Below are 19,870 nucleotides of genomic sequence, written 5' to 3' on the forward strand. Positions count from 1 at the left end.
CAGCTCCACATTAAAACTTCTTAAATACTTATCGGGAAAATACGTAGGTAATCTTAACAATGTTAAGAATGGACTAGAGAAGTCCTGAGAGTGGAAGTGAACGATTTTATTGGTATTTCGGGGTGGCTAAGACGTGATGTCCTGCCGAGGTCAGCAAAAATTAATCCCGGCCGTTCTAGTTACATGTCTTGCCTATGAGATTCCCCGTTCCTGGTGACCCACCTTGGTCACAATACACAACTAACCCAGGGTTCGCATTCAACCACATGTCACTGTAAAAATTAATATTAGAGGCATCCCAGTTATTGGCATTTAAAGAAGTAAGATTTGTGGTGCCTCTAAACATTTCGAAGGTGTTTGTAAGCGCAGAGGTATTAAAGGTTGAAAGATCAAGCGATACAAGACCAGTGGCATCTCGAAACATTTGCAGCATATCGTGAACATTAGAAGTGTTGAAGTGAGTAATGTTCAATGAAGACAGACTACTTGTCCCACGAAACATTGCTCTCATTGTTTCTACGGATGAGGTATTAAAACTCGAAATATTGAGAGAAGATAAGTTGCTAGATCCCTCGAACATGTGACTCATGTCAATCACGGCCGCAGTGTTAAAGTTAGAAAGATCTAAACTGGTTAAGGTCATGTTTGAGAACATGCCCCACATATGAGTCACTGAGGAAGTATTAAAGCTTGAAAGATCAAGTGCTGGAACATGACTTCCAGCAAACATGTAACCCATACCGGTGACGGAGGTCGTGTTGAAGTTTGAAAGATCGAGGGATGCCAAGCTCGTAGTATTCGCAAACATTTCACCCATGTAATCAACTGACGAAGTGTCAAAGCTAGATAGATTTATAGAAACGAGATTTGATGCTCCATCAAACATAGCGCCCATATCAATCACGGCGGAGGTATTGAAGTTTGAAAGGTCTAAGGTCGTTAATCCGGAGCAACTGTAAAACATTCCATACATACTAGTTACTGCAGCAGTGTTAAAGTTTGAAAGATCTAGGCTCGTTAGACCACTAAGCCCACTAAAAATACTTTCCATATTGGTAACTGCGGCCGTGTTAAAATTTGAAACATTGAGTGAACTAAGACCAGAAAGTCCCGAAAACATATAGCTCATGTTGGTAACAGAGGAAGTATCAAAGTTCGAAACATCCAATACTGTTAAATTAGTAAGTTCAAAAAACATGTAGCTCATATCAGTGACCAAGGAAGTATTAAATGAGGAAAGATCAAGAGTTGTCAGATTATTAGCGTATTCAAACATGGAACTCATGTTAGTTACCTTAGAAGTATCTCCACCTGCAAAGGAAGTTAAGTTAGAGCAATAAGAAAAGGCACCTTGTAAATTGATCCAACCAAGGCCTCCAAGATCAACAACTTCAATGATCTTTTCAGAATCATTACTCCAGTTAAAATACCATGACTCTGCAAGACCGGTGATCGTAACGGTATAGATTCCTGCTGCGACATAGTTATGAGTTTTATCCGGATCAGCGTCTGAAGTAACTGTGCTAATAGGACTTCCATCGCCCCAATCAACTTGCATGTTGTAGTTGTAACCAGCTCTGAGAGGGAGAGTGATGGTTTCATTAGGGGCTGTTGTTTGCCATTTGGAAACAAAAGGGGCAGGAGGTCTTACTTCAATTTTAAAGATGATCTCATCAGTGGAGCTTCCTCCTGTTGCTACGATTTTAATCTCGTAGTTTCCGGCCTGGCCAGTAGTTGGTGTCCAGTTCAGAACTCCTGTCGAAGGATCAAAGGAAAGACCTGTGAGTGAAGTACAGCTAGTCGTATTTGTAACAGCAGTATCGACAGTGGTGTCGTAGTAGCAGGAGTAAGTAATCGTGTCACCATCACTATCGGTATCACTGCTTGTGTTGCTGTCGTTGATGTTAATGGCAATTGTGTTATTCTCGAAAAAAATCTTATCGGAAACTGTCGCGAGACTTGGGGCCCCCGCAGTAGATGTGCCACTTGTGCCTGTGAACCGATCTTTAAAGGTCGCTCTGATGTTGGTAAAACACCCAGCGGTCGAGAACAGGATAAAGGTGAATAAAAGGTACTTAAGTACCAACTTGCTTAACATTAACAATTTTATCGGAATAAAATTGGACCACTCTTAATTTGATTAAGAGGGGGATGAGTTTTTAAGAGTCTCAAGTCCTTAAAATTGTTAAGGCTCCTGGCCGAGGTCTCAAAAAGTGCTCCAAAAAACTAGTTACATGTCTTCCCGAAAAGGCTTCCCGTCCCAGGTGATCCACCCTGATTACAAGTAACGACAAGACCGGCATTCGCACCCGTCCAGATGTTAGCACTGGTTGTAACACCGGCAACGTTCCAATTAGTCGCATTCACGGACGTTAAATCAATGGTGGAGCCAAACATACGGGTCATATCGGTGACAGAAGAGGTGTTGAAGTTCGAAAGATCGAGTGAAACCAAGTCACTGGCCTGATAAAACATATAAGACATATCCGTGACAGCTGAGGTGTTGAAGTTTGAAAGATTAAGCGAGGCCAGACTTATGGTACCACTAAACATAGAACTCATATTGGTCACGGCCGAAGTATTAAAGCTCGAAAGATCGACTGTGGTTAACCAAAGGACACTTTTAAACATTTCACCCATATTTGTAACTGCTGATGTATTGAAGCTTGTAAGGTTAACATTCGTAATTTGCGAACCGTGAAACATTCTGAACATGTTAGTAACTGAGGCGGTGTTGAAGTTTGAAAGATCAAGAGTCGATGCTCCATTGGTATCAAACATGAAGCTCATATCTGTCACTGCCGAGGTATTAAAATTTGAAAGATTGAGAGTCGTTAAACTATTAGTCGTGGAAAACATCCCATTCATTTTAGTCACGGCCGAAGTATTAAAACTTGAAATATCCAACGAACTTAGGTTTTGAGCTAAAAAAAACATTGAACTCATATCTGTCACGGCCGAGGTATTAAAGTTTGAAAGATCTAGCCCTGTGATATTGGTGCAGCCAGAGAACATGCTGCTCATATTAGTCACGGCCGAAGTATTAAAGTTTGAAACATCAAGTGATGATAAAAACCTTAGACCTTCAAACATAGAACTCATATTAGTCACGGACGAAGTGTTGAAGTTTGATACATCAAGTGACGTTAAATCAAGATTGCCAAACATGGCCTCCATGTTTGTGACCTTAGATGTGTCAAAGTTAGAAACATCAAGCGTTGTTATACCAGTGGCCCAGAAAAACATATAACTCATGTCAGTGACAGAGGAAGTTTCAAAGCTTGAAAGATCAATTGAGCTTAAGCTCATATTATCTGAAAACATTCCCCCCATGTTCGTCACTTGAGAAGTATCTCCGCCAGCGAAGGAAGTCAGATTGTCACATCCGGCAAAGGCCATCTCCAGATTTTTCCAACCCAAGTTTCCGAAATCTACGACTTCGATGATCTTGGTATAATCGCCGTCGTAATTAAAATACCAGGCCTCCGCAGTTCCCGTGATGGTCACGGTGTAAGTTCCTGCAGAAGAATAGGTGTGAGTTTTGTCTAAATCAGAGTCAGAAGTAACTGTGCTTACTGGACTTCCATCACCCCAATCAACTTCCATGTCGTAGTTGAAACCGGATCTTAATGGCAGTGTAATGGTTTCATTGGGAGCTGTAGTCTGCCACTTTGATATAAATGGAGTATGGGGTCTGGCTTCGCCTGGCCCCGGCTTAGGATCACTTTCATGAGACTGACCGCCCATGCTAACTCTGATTTCTTTCAAACAACCGGTGGCAGCGATTAACATAAGAATGAATGAAAGCATTTTCAGCACAAGTGTTCCCGATTTAAAGGTTTCTGTTAAATTTATCGGAATAAATTGGAGAAATCTTAAGATAGACTTAGTAAAACCAGCGGATAACGGGCTTAAACTTAATGACTAAATAGCTTTTGTTTTTGATTGGACATTAGGGTGATTCTTTCTAGACGATACCCCTGCAAGATGTAATGATTTTAGCAGTTTGTATATGATTGGTGCCCAAGACGAGACTCGAACTCGTACGGATTATTCATCCGAGGGATTTTAAATCCCTTGTGTCTACCATTCCACCACCCGGGCGAGCTGAAAAGTAGAGTAATGATGTTATGCTATTGAGATTATGTCAATTGAAAAGCCTGATTCTGATCGCATTCATGTTCATAACCGTGAGCGGATGCTCATGGCGGAAGGATCCAAAGCCAAGTTCAACTGAACTGGTTTCACTTTTTTCCAATAATTGGTTTAGCGTTAACCCGAATCACTCCTTGGTTGGGCAAAATGGTGAGCCCGTGTCTCACATGATGTTCGATACGACTCCTGAGTTTAATCAAGAAGAGCAATCTGTGAACGTCCTGATTGCGACACCTCAGAAGTCTGAACATGCTTATCAGTATGATTTGAATTCTGGTCAGCGTTTCTATTCTCACTCTTACTGTAAACAAAAAGATATTTGGCACAAGTATGATGGTTCAATTAATCGCCCGCCCTTTGCAATTGGGTATATTCCAAGAGTTCTGGATCAATTAGGGGATCCTCAAAAAATCATTGTGTTTTCCAATCGAAGTAACTTCGCTTCTTCAGTTGCCTTCAATTATTTTAGAACAAAAATAGTGGGTGCCTACGTTGAGCAGGTGTGTCCGGAAGGAAACTGTATTGGAAAAAGTAACTGGCTCTCTCGTTTAGTATTCATTGGGATTGATGAAGAAGATACTTCTATTGCCGTTAACAATACTTCAGATTTCGCTAAAGTCTTCAATTGGGAAAGTGCTAAGGCCCATCTTGAAAACATTGATGGTTTGAATTCCATTGGGGACCAGCTGTTTCCTATGGTCAGAATTGGGTCCTTGATCGAATACAATGAGGCCTTTGATTATTTCAAAAAACGTTCCATCTTCCTGACTGATGCTGAGTTGAAGAAAATTCAAAAAGGTTGTTATTCACTCTATGATTCACTCTGGGAAGATGTAGGAAGAGAGCGTCCGGAAGATAAGGGTGCTGCTACCAAGGAAGAACTTCAGGCCAAGGTCAAACTTATCGAAGAAATGAGGAAGAAAAAACTTCCTATCGGTTTTTCCGCTCGCTTAGCGGGCTTTACGAAAAAATACTATAACGAAATCTCGACCTGTGAAAAATTCGTTTACCACGGCAATATTAATCGTGATCCCGAAAAGTTTTGGTTCCTGAGCTATATGGGAATCTACTACCGTCTACACCGTGAGGGATACTTTTATGATTGTCGAAGCAAGACATGGAAGCGTAATACTCTGGATGCCAAGGGTGAACTGATCTATGATCTGAAAACTGAAATCAGTGAATGCAGGGACTCTGATATTGATCGTGCCATGGAATATCTGCCTAATTTTCTCACGGGCCTTAAGGGTGAAAAAGAATTTTATAAATTCCTCGACTACGATAATTATACTTTTGGTACCCATCAGAAAATGTATTCTTGGGTGAAAGTCAGATCGAGACGTTTAGATTGTGGAAAAGATCCGAATATTGAGGTCAGAAAAGAGACCCGCGTTTTTCCTGAAGAGGTTTCATGGAAAGTTCGCTATAACAAAGACACTTACGACAATAAAATTATTTACTAATGAAAGAAACGGCCAAAGTCTTAAAAATATACCAACTATCGAATCCGCTTCTGAATACGGAGTGGTTGTCCATATTGGGTGATAAATACCAAAAGACCCTCTCATTTGAATGGAGTCTTACTAACGATATTAATGAAGCAGAGATTGTTGTTTGGGACGGAGTGATCAGTTCTAAATCAGGATCAATTCTTGCTCCTCTGATTGAAGAGTTTAAAGAAAAGAAAGTGCTCTTGTTGGTTGGAGAGTCTGTGACTTCTCTCAGGAATCATCCGATGGTGAACTTAGTTTCACTGGATGAACTTCGTTATGTCGAGATTTCAGGATGGGGTGTTTTACCGGAAGAGGTATTGGGTGCCCTCGAGGTCTGTCACCAAAAGTTGACTCATGTTTAATTGGAAAGAATTCGAAAAAACAAAACAAATCCTGTCTCATGCAGGCGGGCAGCGCTATCGCACAGATTGGGGACAACATCACCTGACAGTGAGACCCACGGAACTCCTGGATTGGGTAGAACTCATTAAAGAAGACCTGAACTATTTGACCCTCGCTGAAATTGCGGCCGTGGAGAATAATATTGATAAAGAGTATCGCTTCGAAGTGGTCTATCACTTCCTTAACATGGGAACTCACCAACGACTGAATCTCCATCTTCTCGTGAACGAGGGGGAGATCATTCCTTCGGTAAAAAAATCATATCCTCAGGCCGATTGGATGGAGCGAGAGCAGGCAGAGATGCTGGGTCTTGTTTTCAATCGTCCGACCCCAGGGCTTCTTCTTCCAGAAGGGCAAAAAAATTTCCCGCTTAGAAAGAAGGCCGAACTAAAAACATGGCCAGAAGAGAGACCTCTTGAGTTTCCTAAGCTTCGAATGAATCCCAATAAATCTGAAGCTCCTTACCCGGAAGAAAGTTATCAGTGGAAACAGTTTGATATTTTTTCTCCAGTGAGTGGCGGAAACTTTGAATGGTCAGTTTGTTTTGATCCCGTCAAGGTCGTGGACACTCGTCTTCGTATTGGTTTCCATCATCAGGGTCTTGAGCTCTTTTTACAAAATAAAGACATCCTGCAGATTCTTCAGCTGGTGGATAAAATTAATATCAGCGCGGCCCCGAACTATTCCATCGCCTGGGCCAAGACCATTGAAGAAATGTTCCGAATCAAAATTCCTGAACGCGCACAGGCGATTCGAATTGTGATGCTGGAGCTGGCGCGAATTGCAGATCACCTAACAGTTTTAAGTGAAGTCTGTCGTCATGCTGGTCAAAATGAATTCACTCTTTTCATTAATGCTCGTGAAAAAATTTATGAGTTGTTTGAAAAATTCTGTGGCCACAGACAAGGGCTGGGTATTGCTCGCATTGGGGGAGTGAAGGAAGATCTTCCACCAGGATGGATCGTTGAGTATCAAACGGTGGCAGAAATTCTTTTGAAGAACCTTCACCTTATTCATAAATCACTCATCAGTCAGAATCGGTTCCGTTCTTTCACTGACAGTGGGCCAGTTAATGCTCAATCTGTTCTTCAGTGGGGAGTGACAGGACCCACCATGCGTGCGGCAGGTTTAAATTTTGACCTTCGTAAATCTCAACCATTTTATTTTTATCAGGATATCGACTTTGATATTCCGGTTGGCATTCATGGTGCGATCTATGATCGTTATCTGATTCGCTTTGAAGAAATTAATCAGAGCTTCCGGATCATTACACAGGTGATTGATAACCTTCCATTAGGTGATTTTATCAACAGTATGTATGATAAAAACTATCTCGAGCTTCTAAAGTTATTTGAGGGCGCAGATACTCCTCTTCAGTGGCATTACAGCGCTTTAGAAACTCCGAATGGTGAAGCTGGATTTTTATTAAACTTTAATGGAACGACTAAACCAGCTCGTATGAAACTTAAAACGCCGGGGTTTGCTGTCGCACAAGCGCTGCAGGTGTTTGCGAAGGGACTTCGCGAAGATCAACTTGCAACGTGTCTGGCGAGCTTAAATCTTTCGCGCTGGGAAATGGATCGTTAACTATGATTTTAAATCGTCATTTTTATAGCAAGATTTCAGTTTTACGCGCGATATGGAACAATCGCCAGGCCAAAAAATTGACTGGAGAAAAAGTCTTTAAGGCCTTTAAACTGCATAAAACAGAGTGGCCTAATAAGCTATATTTCTATTCACCTCGTCTCAAAAGAATTCCGCGTTTTACTGGTAATTCCGAACTCTTGGCCAACTGGAAAGAGTCTAAAACCTGTGAGACAATGTGCCCGACTCAAGCGATTAAAGTGACGGCATCCGCCTTCATTATTGATGATCGTGGATGTATAGCTTGCGGCCTATGTGTTGAACTAGCTCCTTCCGGAATACTAGAGATGACATCAGAACCTCCTCGTTTGCATCGGTCTTGATAAGGAATTGTCATGTTCAAATTGATCTCAACCTTGGTGCTTGCATACGGTGCCTCGTTTTTTTTAATCTCAAAAACGATTGGATTAAATGGTTTCTTCGGTGATTTTATCGCCGCTCATCCATTCATTATTCTTAGTATTTATGCCGTAGTGATTGCTCACGTAACAATTACCGCCATGAGTTTATCTTTCCACCGTTATCACACCCACAAAGGTGTGATCATTAATAAGTGGGTCGATATGCCTATGCAGGTTTGGTTGTGGATGGTGACGTCGCTTTCAAAAGTTGACTGGGTATCAGTTCACATCTGGCACCACGCTCATTCAGATCAAGAAAAAGATCCCCACAGCCCGCTTCAGAAAGGTCTCGTTCACGCGCTTTTCCTAGGCGTGTTTGATTACACTCGTGCGAAGTCTTGGCCGGAAGTGATGAAGATCAAGAAAACGATCCCAACTAACAAACTTGAAAAGTTCATGTTCAATAACTCATTCACTGGGCCGATCATTCTGACAGGACTCATGATGGTATTATTTGGACCACTTTGGGGTGGATTAGTATCAATCCTTAACTTCCTTGTGTCTCCGATCTTTGCCATCGGTGGTGTAAACGCCCTTGCTCACTGGTGGGGATATAGAAATCACGTAACAACTGATAATAGCCGTAACCTTGGTTTCTTGGTTCCACTAAACTTTATCATTTGCGGTGAGCTGGATCATAATAATCACCACGCTCACATGCGTTCATGTAGCTTCCGCCACCGTTGGTTCGAATTTGATATCGGTTTCTTCTATTTAAAGATGCTGAATAAAGTAAAACTTGCTGAACTTAAAAACGTTTATTCTCCTGCGACTCTTAAGCAAGAGTTCAGTCAAAAGTTTGCTGAGCTGATTGAAAAAGATCACCGCTTTAAGAAACGTTGTGAGGAACTCGCAGCAGAGTTAAATCTGAACTATCAGGATTTAAAACTTAAAATCGAGGCCTACTGGCGCGGTGAAAAAGTGAAACTTGAAAAATCTGTGCGTATCTTTATGGCCGAAGTTCGTCGTACTTATATGGCCAACCAGCGTCTTAAACTGAGCTACGCTCACGCTTAAAAAATCGTCTTCTTCTCTCTCGTCCAGTCGACCTGCTGTAACTCACGCAGGAAATCTGGACGAGAAATATAAATCCCCCCAAATTGTTCCACTACCGGCGTCACCATCTGAGTGTCGATCCAGTTTATGCCTTTGGATTCAAGGTGTGAAATAAGCGTATAAAAACCCTGTTTAGAGGCGTTGTCTTCGATCGTGAACATTGATTCGCCTGAAATAAAATCACCCATTACAACGCCATAGAGACCACCTACAAGACGAGTCCCGTCCCATACCTCAACAGAGTAGGCGAGATCCTGCTGAAAGAGTTTTTCATAGGCACGCATGATTCCTGGAGTGATCCAGGTACCGGGCTGATCTTTTCTGACCATCTTGGCACAGTTATGAATTACCTGAGTGAAGGCCTGATTAAAGGTCACGTGATAAGGGGTCTTCTTTAAAAATTTAATGAATGAGCGAGAGACGTGGAGACTATCAAAAAATAAAACGCCGCGTGGATCAGGTGAAAACCAGGTGTGAGGAAGCTCACGATTTTCGGGCCAGGTCGAGAGTGGCCAAGGAAAAATCCCATGGCGATAGGCCTCAACCAGAGTATCAACTTCAAGATCTCCTCCGACAGCAACCAGCCCATCTTCATTGGCCGTTTCTACCGGAGGAAAGACGATCTTTCTTCTCATTTGGCGAGTACTTCCAAAAGTATACGTGCCATGTCTCCTGCAACTGTTAGTGAACTTTGCTGATCGCGCGGTTCAACTCCAGCGGGCCATACGAAAGGAGCTACTTCCATTAAGTCAGCTCCGGTGATTTTAAAATCATCCGAGAGAAGACGAATAAGAGCGGCGCAATCCGTAGGCGTTAGACCTTCTTTCTCCGGAGTTCCAGTGGCAGCGGCGTATTTTTCATCGAGAGCATCAATATCAAAACTTACGTAAATTTCTTCCACCCCAAGTTTCTTATATTGATCACGAATTTTTTTATAAGTTTTTTCAACTCCCCACTTAATCACTTCATGGGCCCAGAGTTGTTCAACACCAGTGTGCTCTTTCCAGTATTTCTTGGTTTTACCACTGGAGCGAATGCCCACTTGGACCACATGATCGTGAGTCTCGAGATGGTCAAGAATCTGGTAAGTCCAAGTCCCAAAACAAATATCAATTCCCAGACGTCGGTCTAAAAGATCGGTGTGAGCATCAAAATGAAGGAGGGCCGCTTTCTTTAAATTCTTACGGCTCTCTAGCCACGCTTTCACTAGAGGATAACTAGTCGAGTGGTCACCACCAAAACCTAGAATGCGGGCCGTAGGGTGGGCCTTGTATAAATCATTCAGTGCTCTCTCTGCAATGCTTAGAGGAGAAACTGGAAGTTTGTTCGCTTTCCCGTATAGGGCCTTACGGCAGAGTTTTAATGTTTCGTCGTTCAAGTATTTATCGTGAAGAAGGTGAGGGATCACTCGCACATCACCTAGATCCAAAAAGTTTTTATGCTGAGACAGGATTTCCTGACGAAGAACCAACGGCCCCCAGTTAGCACCTCTTTGAATCCCACCGCCGTTATCAGAAGGAATGCCAATCACCCATGGGCGATCTGGTGTCATCTTTTGAAAAGTCTTGCTCCACTTAGCGCGGGCCTTCTCTACGTCTTTCGTTCCGTAATAGGCCTGCATGAGTTTTTCTTTTTTCTCTTTTCCAGTGTTCACTGTAAAAACACCATTGCCTGGTAGAGTTAAAAGTTGTTCAATCTCTTTCAAACTAACACTCCTTTGATCCACTTATTCTGCAAGAGTTCCTTCTCATATTTTGCGAAGAATTCATTTTCATCTAGTTCTTGAAAGTCCTGAAGGACGGACCTTTCAAACTCAAGAATTTTATCATCTAAATCTTTTTCTACACCGGCGATGTGACTGGTCTTCCACACTTGCGGAAAGCCGTGCCACTCTTCACCGAATGGTTCTTTCTCAAACACATCCAGAAAGGCAAAAGACTTCGGATGAGAGAGAAGATATTCTTTCAAGCTTTTCTCTTCGACCAATTTTCCGCGAGCACCATTAATGAAGAGCACTTCATCAGAAAGTGAATCGAAGAACTCTTTATTAAACATGTGATGAGAATACTGATTAAGACTAGTTGCTGTGATAATCACCCGGGCCTCAGAAAGATTTCCCTGACGCCAATCCGGAATAAGTTTATGAGGACAATGCTTGATGAATGGATCAACTACTGTGACCTTCATACCAAGAATACTCAAAGTATCAGCGACGACTTTTCCAATATGTCCGTAACCAAACACCCAGACTGATGTGTCTTTTAAAAGCTTACGCTCCCAAGTCCGTTCTTTGTTCCAGGTAAGATGCTGTGGAAGCTCCTGAAGTCCTTCAAAAACGGCCCCAAGAGAATACTCGGCCACCGCCTGGGCACGGATAGTATGGCCCACGACGAGCGGGATATTTTTCCAGAGAGCATGCTCACCGGCGAAATGGTCATAGCCAGAATTCGGGTGAATGATGAGAACCGTCTGTTTTAAGAGGTCCTCTGGAATGTCCGCTAATTGAGTATGAGTATTGGTCACTAGAATGGTTTTAAGGTCCTTAAATGAGGCAAGTGTCTCATAATTCAGGAGTGGGAACTCCTCAACCATGGCCTTTTCATCAGAAATGAATTCCTGTCTCTGATAGGGCGATATATGAGTTCTAATGACTTGGAACCTTTTCATCTCTTCAAACTAGCTTAAATCAGGTCAAAAGTGTATAAGGGAAGCACTATGATCACTATTAAATCGGCACGCGAAATTGAAGTTATGAGAGAAGCAGGAAAGATGGCGGCAAAAACGCTTCATTTCCTAGGTAAGAATCTCAAAATCGGTATGAGTACTGAAGACATTAACAAAATGTGTCATGAGTATACCATTAATCGCGGCGGCATTCCGGCCACCCTTGGCTACCATGGTTTTCCGAAGTCACTTTGTACTTCTCGTAATGAAGTGATCTGTCACGGGATTCCCTCTGAAAAAGAATTTTTAAAGAACGGCGATATTATCAATCTAGATGTAACCACCATCTGGAAGGGCTTCCACGGCGATACGAACTACACATTTCTTGTGGGTGACGTAAAACCAGAAGTGAAGAAGCTCGTTGAGGTCACTCAACAATGTATGATGGCCGGTATCTCGGTTTGTAAGCCGGGTGCTCGCGTCGGTGACATTGGTGCTGTGATCGAAGAAATGGCCCATGATAATGGCTACTCAGTTGTTCACGAATATTGTGGTCATGGCATTGGAAGAAAATTTCATGAAGAGCCGCAGATTGTTCACGTAGGGAAGAAAGGCACTGGCGTAGAAATGCGTCCGGGCATGACTTTCACGGTTGAACCAATGATCAACCTTGGAAAACGTCACTGTAAACTTCTTGATGATGAGTGGACAGTTGTAACGAAAGACAAATCCTGGTCGGCCCAGTTTGAACATACCATTCTTATTACCGAGACTGGTTACGAGATCCTGACACAATTCTCTCCGGAAGAGTGGACAGAAGCCGATGATAAAATTTAAAGATCTCATCTCAGAAAATTCATTTAACAAAGTGATGGACGATGCCTCGGTCTCTTTAACTCTTGAGGCCCATACACTTTTTCTTCGCTTTGATTCGAAAGACATTATTCTTCGTGCTAATTACTCGGGGCCAGCTTCACCATGGTTGTCTGCCTTGTGTGCATTGTTGATTGAAAAAACTCTGAACGAAGCTCTGCACTTTAACTGGAGTACTTTCGAGTCCGCCTTCAAAGAAGACCAAACCTTCTGGGACTTTCGTCAGGAAACTCAGGAAGATTTTTTCTGTAAACCGCTAGAGCTTTTAAGAGCAACTCTCGACGTATTTCGGGGAAAAGAATATCTCTACCAAGAGACTAGTCCCCTTATCTGTCGCTGTTTTGGCATTCGTGAATCAGATGTGCTTGAGCATCTTCAGAAGAATGAGATTCCAACCCTCGAGAGTCTTTCTGGTGAGACCAAGGCGGGAATGGGATGTCGCTCGTGCGTGCCTCAGCTTAATCGTTGGCTGGTTCTGCATGAGAGTAAGAAGTTTTCTCATCACTATAAAGAACGTCCCGTGGCCGAATGGTTGCTCGACATTGATTACATGCTTTCTTGTTTTCCAGAATCTGAGGATTGGAAGATGGAATTAAAGAGCATGAAAGGCAAACAGGTCCTAATCTCTTTTGATAAAGAGGTCAATCAGCGCGAGGAAGAAGCGATTGCTAAAAAGCTTCAGGACTTCTTGGGTGCTTCAGTTGATGGAGACTTAGGGTTCTTTTTAAGACGTGCACGACACTTTTCAAAAGCGCGTGGATAGTTTTTCAATTCTTCAAAAATCTTCTCATCTTTCCCTTTAAAGATCGTCTTCATATCAACGTCTTCTTGAAGGTACTTGATCTCAATAAAGAAGTTATCCAGAGGTGGAATTTCTTCTTTTAAACAGGTCGGAGTAGGTGAGAGGGCCTGAATTTGTGAAATGAAGGTTAAAAGAATTTCACGCGTGGCCTCAACATAGTCGTCCACCATTCCTAGGGCCATGTCTTTTTGCATGCTACCGACTTTGCCGGAAACAATGAATAGGTCGCGCCCCTTCAGGATAGATTGTTCTAAAAGCTTCCAGGATTCAGAGAACTTCTTACCCCCACAGATCTTCTGATAATCAGCGGGATTGATTTCTACGTTGGGGATCTGGACCATTTCAGCAATCAGGCGCTGATTCAGGTCATAAATAGGGCCCGTATCTTTTTTAAGGTGCAAACGACGTTCCTCTTCACCCAGGCACTTAAGGATTTGGGTGTCCCTACTGGCGGCCCAAAGGTTGAGGCACATAATCATACTGCAAAAGATGACGATACATTTCATAAGCTTATTCTACCCCTAAATTCAGAAAAGATAAGACAGAAAATACTCTTCCGATTATGATGGAGAGCATGAAAGAAATGACCTTTATGGAGCATTTAGAAGAGCTTCGAACGCGGATTATCCGTGTCCTCATCATTTTGGTGATTTCTTTCGGCGTTTGTTACTACTTCTCAACTAGCATTCAAGAATTCCTCCTGGCCCCTCTTCGCGAGGCCATCGGGACCCAAGGGAAAGTGGTTTTCACTGGTCTTTTAGACAAGGTTCTGGCCGAGCTTCAGATCGCTTTCTGGTCATGTGTGGCCCTGGCAAGTCCGTTCTGGTTCCGTGAAGCGTGGCTTTTTATTAAACCTGGTCTTTATGAAAGTGAAGTTCGTGCGATCCGTCCGTTTATCTTTGTGGGCTTTCTGCTTTTCATCGCAGGAGTTGCCTTCGGTTATTATGTTATCTTCCCGTTCACTTTCAAAACGCTTATTTCGTCTGGAGTTCAAAACGTTGAGGCGATGCTGAACCTTCAGGACTACTTATTGCTAAGTTCAAAGGTTCTGGTTTTTTTGGGACTTCTGTTCCAGATGCCGAACGTGATCATTATTCTGGGTTTCATGGGTCTCGTGACGAAGTATTCTCTTCGTAACATGCGTCGCTACCTCGCCGTTGCTTTTGCTGTGGCCGCAGCGATCATCACACCGACACCGGATATTCTTTCGATGATGTGCGTGTGGATTCCGATGATGGTTCTCTATGAAATTGGAATTATCGCGGTAGCGTGGATTGTTCACCCATATCTACGTCGTAAATATCTTCCAGAGGAAACCTCAGAAGAAACCTAAGAGGCGACCTCTTCGGATGGCTCTTCTTGTACTTCTTCCTCTTCGCCTCCTAAGCTCGCGATGTGATCAGATGAGAATCTCCAATTCTCCATATCTCCACGTACGGTGTAGCCGCGAAGAATGGCCTGGAACTCGTGAATCATATACTCGATTTCTTGACCTCCAAATTCTGAGCCGTCGGTTTTGAGAAGATAACCAGTGAGACAAATCTCGCGTCCATAAACCCCATACTGACATTGACTAAGATCCACACCAAAGCGATTCAGAACACGACGAACTTCTTTACTACCTTCGAGACGACTCATCTTTTGCATAAGAGGATTCCTTTTTTTGAATTCACCAATACTAAGGCCGAATAGCTAATAAGTGATTTAATCTCGATAAAACAGGGGGTTAGGGAGAGGGGAAATATTTGACTAAAGGTCGCCATCGCAAGGAAAAGTGGGCATCTTACCTGGCACCTTTTGGACATTGATTTCAATAATGCAAAACTGTTAGACTGTGACTACATAACCAGGTGGGAAAGTGCGCTAACACTTTCCCTAAAACCTCGTTAGCTCATTCTAAGTATTACAGCGAGCTGTAATAAGAGAATAAGCAGAGTCAGCACCCTGATTATGTCTTCCATAACATTCCTTTTGTTGAAAAAGGCCCCCTTCGTTGGGGGTCATGGAAGTTTTTAGGTACTGACTACGAGAGTGCAAAACGAGCGGCAAACTTCAGAATGATAAGTCTGAGAAATTAAAACGATTGAATGCTTGGAGTTAAAATTATTTCTGAGGAATCAGGAAAAAATGACTTCCGCTAGCGAAAGTGAAGTACTTTCTCCAGCGGAAGTAAGGATAGGAATCTAGTTATTCATCGCGAGGATGATTTCGCGAGTAACTTTCGAAGCGAAACAAGAAGAGTTGTTAGTAGCGTCCAGCATTGGAGCTAGTTCAACGATATCCGCGCCTACGAAGTTTTTCTTGTTAAGGATCTTCAAGATCTTCATGAAACCGTGGAAGTCCTCACCACCGGCCTCAGGTGTACCTGTACCAGGGAAGAAACCAGGATCGAAGAAATCTAGATCTAAAGTAAGGTAGATCGGACGAGAATCATCAATACCTTCAAGCCACTCACAACACTCTTTAAGAGAAGTTGCTAGAGTCTTGTTCTCTTTCATCCAGTTGAACTCTTGGCGAGGTCCAGAACGGATTCCGTATTGGATCAAGCGGTTTTTAGGAGTGAAGTGATCCAAGACACGACGGATGATTGAAGCGTGAGAATATTTCTCTTCCAGGTAACCATCACGAAGATCTGTGTGAGCATCTAAGTGAAGAAGAACCAGATCAGGGTAGTTCTTCATATAAGTTACGATTGGGCCGTAAGAGATTGAGTGCTCACCACCAAGAGTAACGAATTTGATCTCGTCTTTTTTAAGATCAAGGTCCTTCGTCATTTCCATGAAGAATTCATTCGTTAGGTGCCACTTCGACGGATATGTCGGAAGGTCACCCATTGTGATGATGTTGTAGTCTTGCGTATCTTTATCCAGGTACGGAGAGTAGTCCTCTAGACCATATGAAGCTTCACGAATCGCGCTTGGAGCGAAACGAGCGCCTGGACGGAAAGATGTTGTACCGTCAAAGCAGAAACCGATGATGTGAGTTGAGTGAGAGAAGATCGCCTCAGCGTACTGAGTACCGATGAACGGCTTTTGCGGCTCAAGGCCCTCAACTTCTTTAATTAAACGAGGTTCTTTATTAGTCATACTACTCCTGGCCAATCATTTGCTTGTGGAAGTTAGAGATCGAGAAAGTCCCTTTGTGCCAGTCCATGTTGTACCACTTAAGCGATCTCTGAAGAGAGTGCATGTGGCCCATCTTAGCTGGGTTAAGGTCAGTCGCGCGGTATTTCTTAGAAGAGAAACCGAACGTCCAGTAAACACCTGGGTAGATCAACATCGGAGCATTGAATGAGCTCACGATCGGGAACACTTTTCTCATGTTGTTGTAGATGTTCTTGATACCAAACTCGTCCAGGAATGGATTCTCAGTTTGGTTCATCATGATACCGTCTTCTGTAAGAGCGTTATAAACGTCAGCGTAGAACTCATCAGTGAAAAGTCCTGAAGCGAAATCAACTGGGTCAGTTGAATCAACTACGATGATGTCGTATTCATTCTTAGCGCGCTTAATGAAAGCGAAACCATCTTCTGGAAGAACGCGTACGCGCTTGTCAGAAAGACCTGAAGTACAATCCGGGAAATAAATTTTAGAAACTTCGATCACGCGCTCATCAATCTCAACCAGATCAATGCGCTCGATGTCCGGGTGTTTTACGAATTCACGAACTACACCACCATCACCGCCGCCGATGATGAGAACTTTTTTACAGTTACGTGAAACCATATATGGGATGTGAGAAACGACTTCGTGATAAACGAACTCGTCCTTGTCCGACACCATGGTCTTGCCATCAAGAAGAAGCAGTTTTCCAACTGAATCAGTTTCAACAACATCAATCTTCTGGAACTTTGATTGTTCAGAATGAAGGTACTGCTTAATTTTAAAACCCATTGAGAAAGTCTTATGGAAAAACTCCTCAACCATCCAGTTGTTGCTCATGTGCGCTCCTCTATGAAATAAGGGGGATTTTTAACCCAAAAACTACTGATTTCAAAGCATATTTCGAGGTTTGGATAACCGTACAAATTGGTCTCCGAAGGGCACCCAAGTGAATTCAAACTTTTGCACGACGCCATGAAAATCAAAACTCAAACTTTCGAGGAAAATGATCTATGATAAGGGGGTTATTTCAATAAAGGACTCCCATGATTTTAGTGACTGGTGCCGCCGGTTTTATCGGTAGCGTGATTGTAAAAGAATTAAATGCTCTTGGAATCGAAGATCTTCTTCTTTGTGACCATTTCGAGACAGGCGATAAGTGGAAAAATCTCCGTGGCCTTAAATACGATTCATTTGTTCAGGTAGAAGACCTGTTTAACCACCCGATCTGGAAAAAGCAGGGAGGCCTTAAGGCGATCTATCACATGGGTGCTTGTTCAGCGACGACTGAACTCGACATGGATTTCTTGTACAAAAACAACACTGAGTACACCAACAAGCTACTGAGTCTGGCCACGACGAAAAATATCCCTATCGTCTATGCTTCAAGTGCCGCCACTTACGGTGCTGGAGAGCAGGGCTATTCGGATGATCATAAAGGTATCGCAAAACTCGTTCCGCTTAATAAGTATGGCTATTCAAAACAGCTTTCGGATGAGTGGATTCTAAAGCAAACAAAAAAACCAAAGGTTTGGTTCGGAGTTAAATTCTTCAACGTGTTTGGGCCGAATGAGTATCACAAGGGCAAAATGAGTTCAGTGGTGTTCCAGTCTTTTAATCAGATTAAAGACGTGGGCGAAGTGAAGCTCTTCAAGTCTCACCGTCCGGACTACAAAGACGGCGAACAACTTCGTGACTTCGTTTATGTGAAAGACGTGGTTCGTGCCATGATTGCCCTGATTGATGCTGGTAAAAAGAAGCCATCGATCTCTGGAATTTATAATCTGGGAACAGGCGAGGCGAGGAGCTTCCATGATCTCGTGAAAGCAACTTATGCGGCAATGGATATCGCTCCCAAGATCACATTCATTGATATGCCGGTAGAACTAAGAAATCAGTACCAGTACTACACGCAAGCGGACATGGGGAAATTAAAGAAGGCCCTGCCGAAATTTAAATTTATGAAATTGGAAGAAGCTGTCGATGATTATGTACGTAATCACCTGGCACAAGAAAATCCCTATTTGAGTGTTTAATGAATAAAAAAATTGATGGTCTGAAACAAGCAATTGAAATGCTCCAGGGTCTAGATCTTGCGGCCCAACAGTCCCTCATTGCAGAGATTGCCCGTAAGGACCCTGAGATGGCCATCAAGTTAAAACAAAATCTCGTGACCTTTGATGATCTGAAATACCTTACGGTCGCCATGATGAAGCGTCTTCTTCAAGACATTGATCTGGATGTATTGGGACTTGCACTTCGCGGGGCCAATAAGGAAGTGACAGATCATATCCTTAACATGTTCTCGATCAATATGAAGCGAGATGTAGAGGACTATCTAAAGGGAAAACCGCGTCCGCTTTCAGATGTACTGGAAGCTCAAAAAAAGATCATGGATGTGGTGATTCGTTTAAGGGACAAGGGGGAGATCGTACTTTCAAAAGACAAGTCGGAAAGATACGTCTAAGCGATTTTTTTAAGTACGTTCGGGTCACTTTCTAAAATCTGTAACAATCTACGAACACTGGCGGAAGGAACGCGAATTCCTTGTTCCCAATGTTTTACCGCGGATGACTTCACTCCTAAAATCTGTGCCAATAAATCCTGAGTTAAATCAAACTGCGAACGAAAGTCTTTAATTGATTTAGGACTGTATTCAGGTGGTGCGGCCAATAGCTTTGCAGCTGAAGCTTTTAGCGAGGTCTTGCCTCTGGTATAATTAACCGCTTCTCTGGTGGCCGAGACAAGTGCCTCTCCAAATTCGAAATTTACTTTCTTTTTAGATTTGCCGGTTGCCATTGTTTCAACTCCTGTGAGTAAGTTCTTAGGGCCTTCAGTTGGTCCTTGGATATATTTTCCTTCATTGATTTTGGATAAATCAGGATGAGGAAAGTAACCAAGAGCTGTGGATGATCAAAGTAAACAATCCTCCAGCCACCGCTTTTACCTTTACCAGAACGTGCATCTGGAACTCTTAATTTTATAAAACCACCACTTCCAGGAATGACGTCTCTCTTAGAAATAGGAAGTTCCAAGTTTTTTAAAACTTCTTGTTGAATAATTTCTAAGAAATCTTTCCCTCCATCAGAGTCAACTGTTTCAGAAAATTGGCCGGTCTCAATAAATAAGCGCTCCAAGAATGAATCCTTGTAGTACTACAATGTAGTATATTGTAGTTTGTTTTTTTTATCAAGCTGCCTTATAAGGTAGAGGGAATGAGTCTGTATTGTTGAAATTATTGAAGTTGTGGGAATTTTTCGGAAGTAAAATGGCCATAT

At 42.7% G+C, this 19,870-nt stretch carries 21 protein-coding genes and 1 tRNA gene; 10 read left to right on the top strand and 12 right to left on the bottom strand.

Features of this window, described 5'->3' with window-relative positions:
- Positions 1–175: 175 nt before the first annotated feature.
- The 3 genes from ACJVC5_RS09295 to ACJVC5_RS09305 form a co-directional block, all read right to left on the bottom strand.
- Positions 176–2,098, bottom strand: coding sequence for a BspA family leucine-rich repeat surface protein (locus ACJVC5_RS09295; RefSeq protein ID WP_408099096.1), 1,923 nt, complete (start codon positions 2,096–2,098; stop codon positions 176–178).
- 128 nt (positions 2,099–2,226) lie between these two features.
- Positions 2,227–3,810: a BspA family leucine-rich repeat surface protein gene (locus ACJVC5_RS09300; RefSeq protein ID WP_408099231.1), complete on the bottom strand. Its 1,584-nt coding sequence runs from the start codon at positions 3,808–3,810 to the stop codon at positions 2,227–2,229.
- Between the two features lie 207 nt (positions 3,811–4,017).
- Positions 4,018–4,104: transfer RNA gene (locus tag ACJVC5_RS09305), tRNA-Leu, on the bottom strand.
- Positions 4,105–4,178: 74 nt separating this feature from the next.
- Here ACJVC5_RS09305 and ACJVC5_RS09310 point away from each other — a divergent pair.
- The 5 genes from ACJVC5_RS09310 to ACJVC5_RS09330 are packed head-to-tail and all read left to right on the top strand — an operon-like array spanning position 4,179 to position 9,112.
- Positions 4,179–5,618 carry a hypothetical protein gene (locus tag ACJVC5_RS09310; protein ID WP_408099097.1) on the top strand — a complete coding sequence of 480 codons (1,440 nt, stop codon included), beginning with the start codon at positions 4,179–4,181 and terminating at the stop codon, positions 5,616–5,618.
- A complete protein-coding gene (locus tag ACJVC5_RS09315) occupies positions 5,618–6,010 on the top strand; it encodes a hypothetical protein (RefSeq protein ID WP_408099098.1) in 393 nt (130 codons plus the stop codon). The genes ACJVC5_RS09310 and ACJVC5_RS09315 overlap by 1 nt, the downstream gene beginning before the upstream one ends.
- Positions 6,003–7,637 (top strand): NADH-quinone oxidoreductase subunit C, encoded by a 1,635-nt coding sequence (locus ACJVC5_RS09320; RefSeq protein WP_408099099.1) that lies wholly within the window; start codon positions 6,003–6,005, stop codon positions 7,635–7,637. The genes ACJVC5_RS09315 and ACJVC5_RS09320 overlap by 8 nt, the downstream gene beginning before the upstream one ends.
- Positions 7,638–7,639: 2 nt before the next feature.
- Positions 7,640–8,017, top strand: a complete 378-nt coding sequence (locus tag ACJVC5_RS09325; protein ID WP_408099100.1) for a hypothetical protein — start codon at positions 7,640–7,642, stop codon at positions 8,015–8,017.
- 12 nt (positions 8,018–8,029) lie between these two features.
- On the top strand, positions 8,030–9,112 hold the full coding sequence (locus tag ACJVC5_RS09330) for a hypothetical protein (protein WP_408099101.1): 1,083 nt from the start codon (positions 8,030–8,032) through the stop codon (positions 9,110–9,112).
- Here the strand turns inward: ACJVC5_RS09330 and aat are convergent.
- Genes aat through ACJVC5_RS09345 form a run of 3 tightly spaced genes read right to left on the bottom strand, consistent with a single transcriptional unit; the run spans position 9,109 to position 11,818 of the window.
- Positions 9,109–9,786 (bottom strand): leucyl/phenylalanyl-tRNA--protein transferase, encoded by a 678-nt coding sequence (gene aat, locus ACJVC5_RS09335; protein WP_408099102.1) that lies wholly within the window; start codon positions 9,784–9,786, stop codon positions 9,109–9,111. The two genes, ACJVC5_RS09330 and aat, sit on opposite strands and share 4 nt — an antisense overlap.
- Positions 9,783–10,856: an arginase family protein gene (locus ACJVC5_RS09340; RefSeq protein WP_408099103.1), complete on the bottom strand. Its 1,074-nt coding sequence runs from the start codon at positions 10,854–10,856 to the stop codon at positions 9,783–9,785. The genes aat and ACJVC5_RS09340 overlap by 4 nt, the downstream gene beginning before the upstream one ends.
- Positions 10,853–11,818 (bottom strand): NAD(P)-dependent oxidoreductase, encoded by a 966-nt coding sequence (locus tag ACJVC5_RS09345; RefSeq protein WP_408099104.1) that lies wholly within the window; start codon positions 11,816–11,818, stop codon positions 10,853–10,855. Before ACJVC5_RS09345 ends, ACJVC5_RS09340 begins: the two co-directional genes overlap by 4 nt.
- A 48-nt stretch (positions 11,819–11,866) precedes the next feature.
- Here ACJVC5_RS09345 and map point away from each other — a divergent pair, with 48 nt between their 5' ends.
- Both map and ACJVC5_RS09355 read left to right on the top strand, forming a co-directional pair.
- Positions 11,867–12,652 carry a type I methionyl aminopeptidase gene (gene map, locus ACJVC5_RS09350; protein ID WP_408099105.1) on the top strand — a complete coding sequence of 262 codons (786 nt, stop codon included), beginning with the start codon at positions 11,867–11,869 and terminating at the stop codon, positions 12,650–12,652.
- Entirely contained in the window at positions 12,639–13,451 is an 813-nt protein-coding gene (locus ACJVC5_RS09355; RefSeq protein ID WP_408099106.1) for a (2Fe-2S)-binding protein, read from the top strand. Before map ends, ACJVC5_RS09355 begins: the two co-directional genes overlap by 14 nt.
- Here ACJVC5_RS09355 and ACJVC5_RS09360 read toward each other — a convergent pair.
- Complete coding sequence (locus ACJVC5_RS09360) at positions 13,367–13,996, bottom strand: hypothetical protein (protein ID WP_408099107.1); 630 nt, start codon at positions 13,994–13,996, stop codon at positions 13,367–13,369. The genes ACJVC5_RS09355 and ACJVC5_RS09360 overlap by 85 nt on opposite strands.
- A 68-nt stretch (positions 13,997–14,064) precedes the next feature.
- On the opposite strand from ACJVC5_RS09360, the gene tatC reads away from it, so the two are divergent.
- On the top strand, positions 14,065–14,823 hold the full coding sequence (tatC, locus tag ACJVC5_RS09365; protein WP_408099108.1) for a twin-arginine translocase subunit TatC: 759 nt from the start codon (positions 14,065–14,067) through the stop codon (positions 14,821–14,823).
- Here the strand turns inward: tatC and ACJVC5_RS09370 are convergent.
- From ACJVC5_RS09370 to speE, 3 genes are all read right to left on the bottom strand, one after another.
- Positions 14,820–15,137, bottom strand: coding sequence for a hypothetical protein (locus ACJVC5_RS09370; protein ID WP_408099109.1), 318 nt, complete (start codon positions 15,135–15,137; stop codon positions 14,820–14,822). The genes tatC and ACJVC5_RS09370 overlap by 4 nt on opposite strands.
- 536 nt (positions 15,138–15,673) lie before the next feature.
- Positions 15,674–16,576 carry an agmatinase gene (speB, locus tag ACJVC5_RS09375; RefSeq protein WP_408099110.1) on the bottom strand — a complete coding sequence of 301 codons (903 nt, stop codon included), beginning with the start codon at positions 16,574–16,576 and terminating at the stop codon, positions 15,674–15,676.
- Position 16,577: 1 nt separating this feature from the next.
- Positions 16,578–17,432 (bottom strand): polyamine aminopropyltransferase, encoded by an 855-nt coding sequence (speE, locus tag ACJVC5_RS09380; protein ID WP_408099111.1) that lies wholly within the window; start codon positions 17,430–17,432, stop codon positions 16,578–16,580.
- A gap of 206 nt (positions 17,433–17,638) precedes the next feature.
- On the opposite strand from speE, the gene rfaD reads away from it, so the two are divergent.
- Both rfaD and ACJVC5_RS09390 read left to right on the top strand, forming a co-directional pair.
- Positions 17,639–18,628, top strand: a complete 990-nt coding sequence (gene rfaD / locus ACJVC5_RS09385; protein WP_408099112.1) for an ADP-glyceromanno-heptose 6-epimerase — start codon at positions 17,639–17,641, stop codon at positions 18,626–18,628.
- Positions 18,628–19,059, top strand: a complete 432-nt coding sequence (locus ACJVC5_RS09390) for a FliG C-terminal domain-containing protein (RefSeq protein ID WP_408099113.1) — start codon at positions 18,628–18,630, stop codon at positions 19,057–19,059. The genes rfaD and ACJVC5_RS09390 overlap by 1 nt, the downstream gene beginning before the upstream one ends.
- Here the strand turns inward: ACJVC5_RS09390 and ACJVC5_RS09395 are convergent.
- Entirely contained in the window at positions 19,056–19,391 is a 336-nt protein-coding gene (locus ACJVC5_RS09395; RefSeq protein WP_408099114.1) for a helix-turn-helix domain-containing protein, read from the bottom strand. The genes ACJVC5_RS09390 and ACJVC5_RS09395 overlap by 4 nt on opposite strands.
- Positions 19,361–19,729 (bottom strand): type II toxin-antitoxin system RelE/ParE family toxin, encoded by a 369-nt coding sequence (locus ACJVC5_RS09400; protein ID WP_408099115.1) that lies wholly within the window; start codon positions 19,727–19,729, stop codon positions 19,361–19,363. Before ACJVC5_RS09400 ends, ACJVC5_RS09395 begins: the two co-directional genes overlap by 31 nt.
- Positions 19,730–19,870: the final 141 nt, after the last annotated feature.

The organism is Peredibacter sp. HCB2-198 (assembly GCF_045999315.1).
Lineage (GTDB): Bacteria > Bdellovibrionota > Bacteriovoracia > Bacteriovoracales > Bacteriovoracaceae > Peredibacter.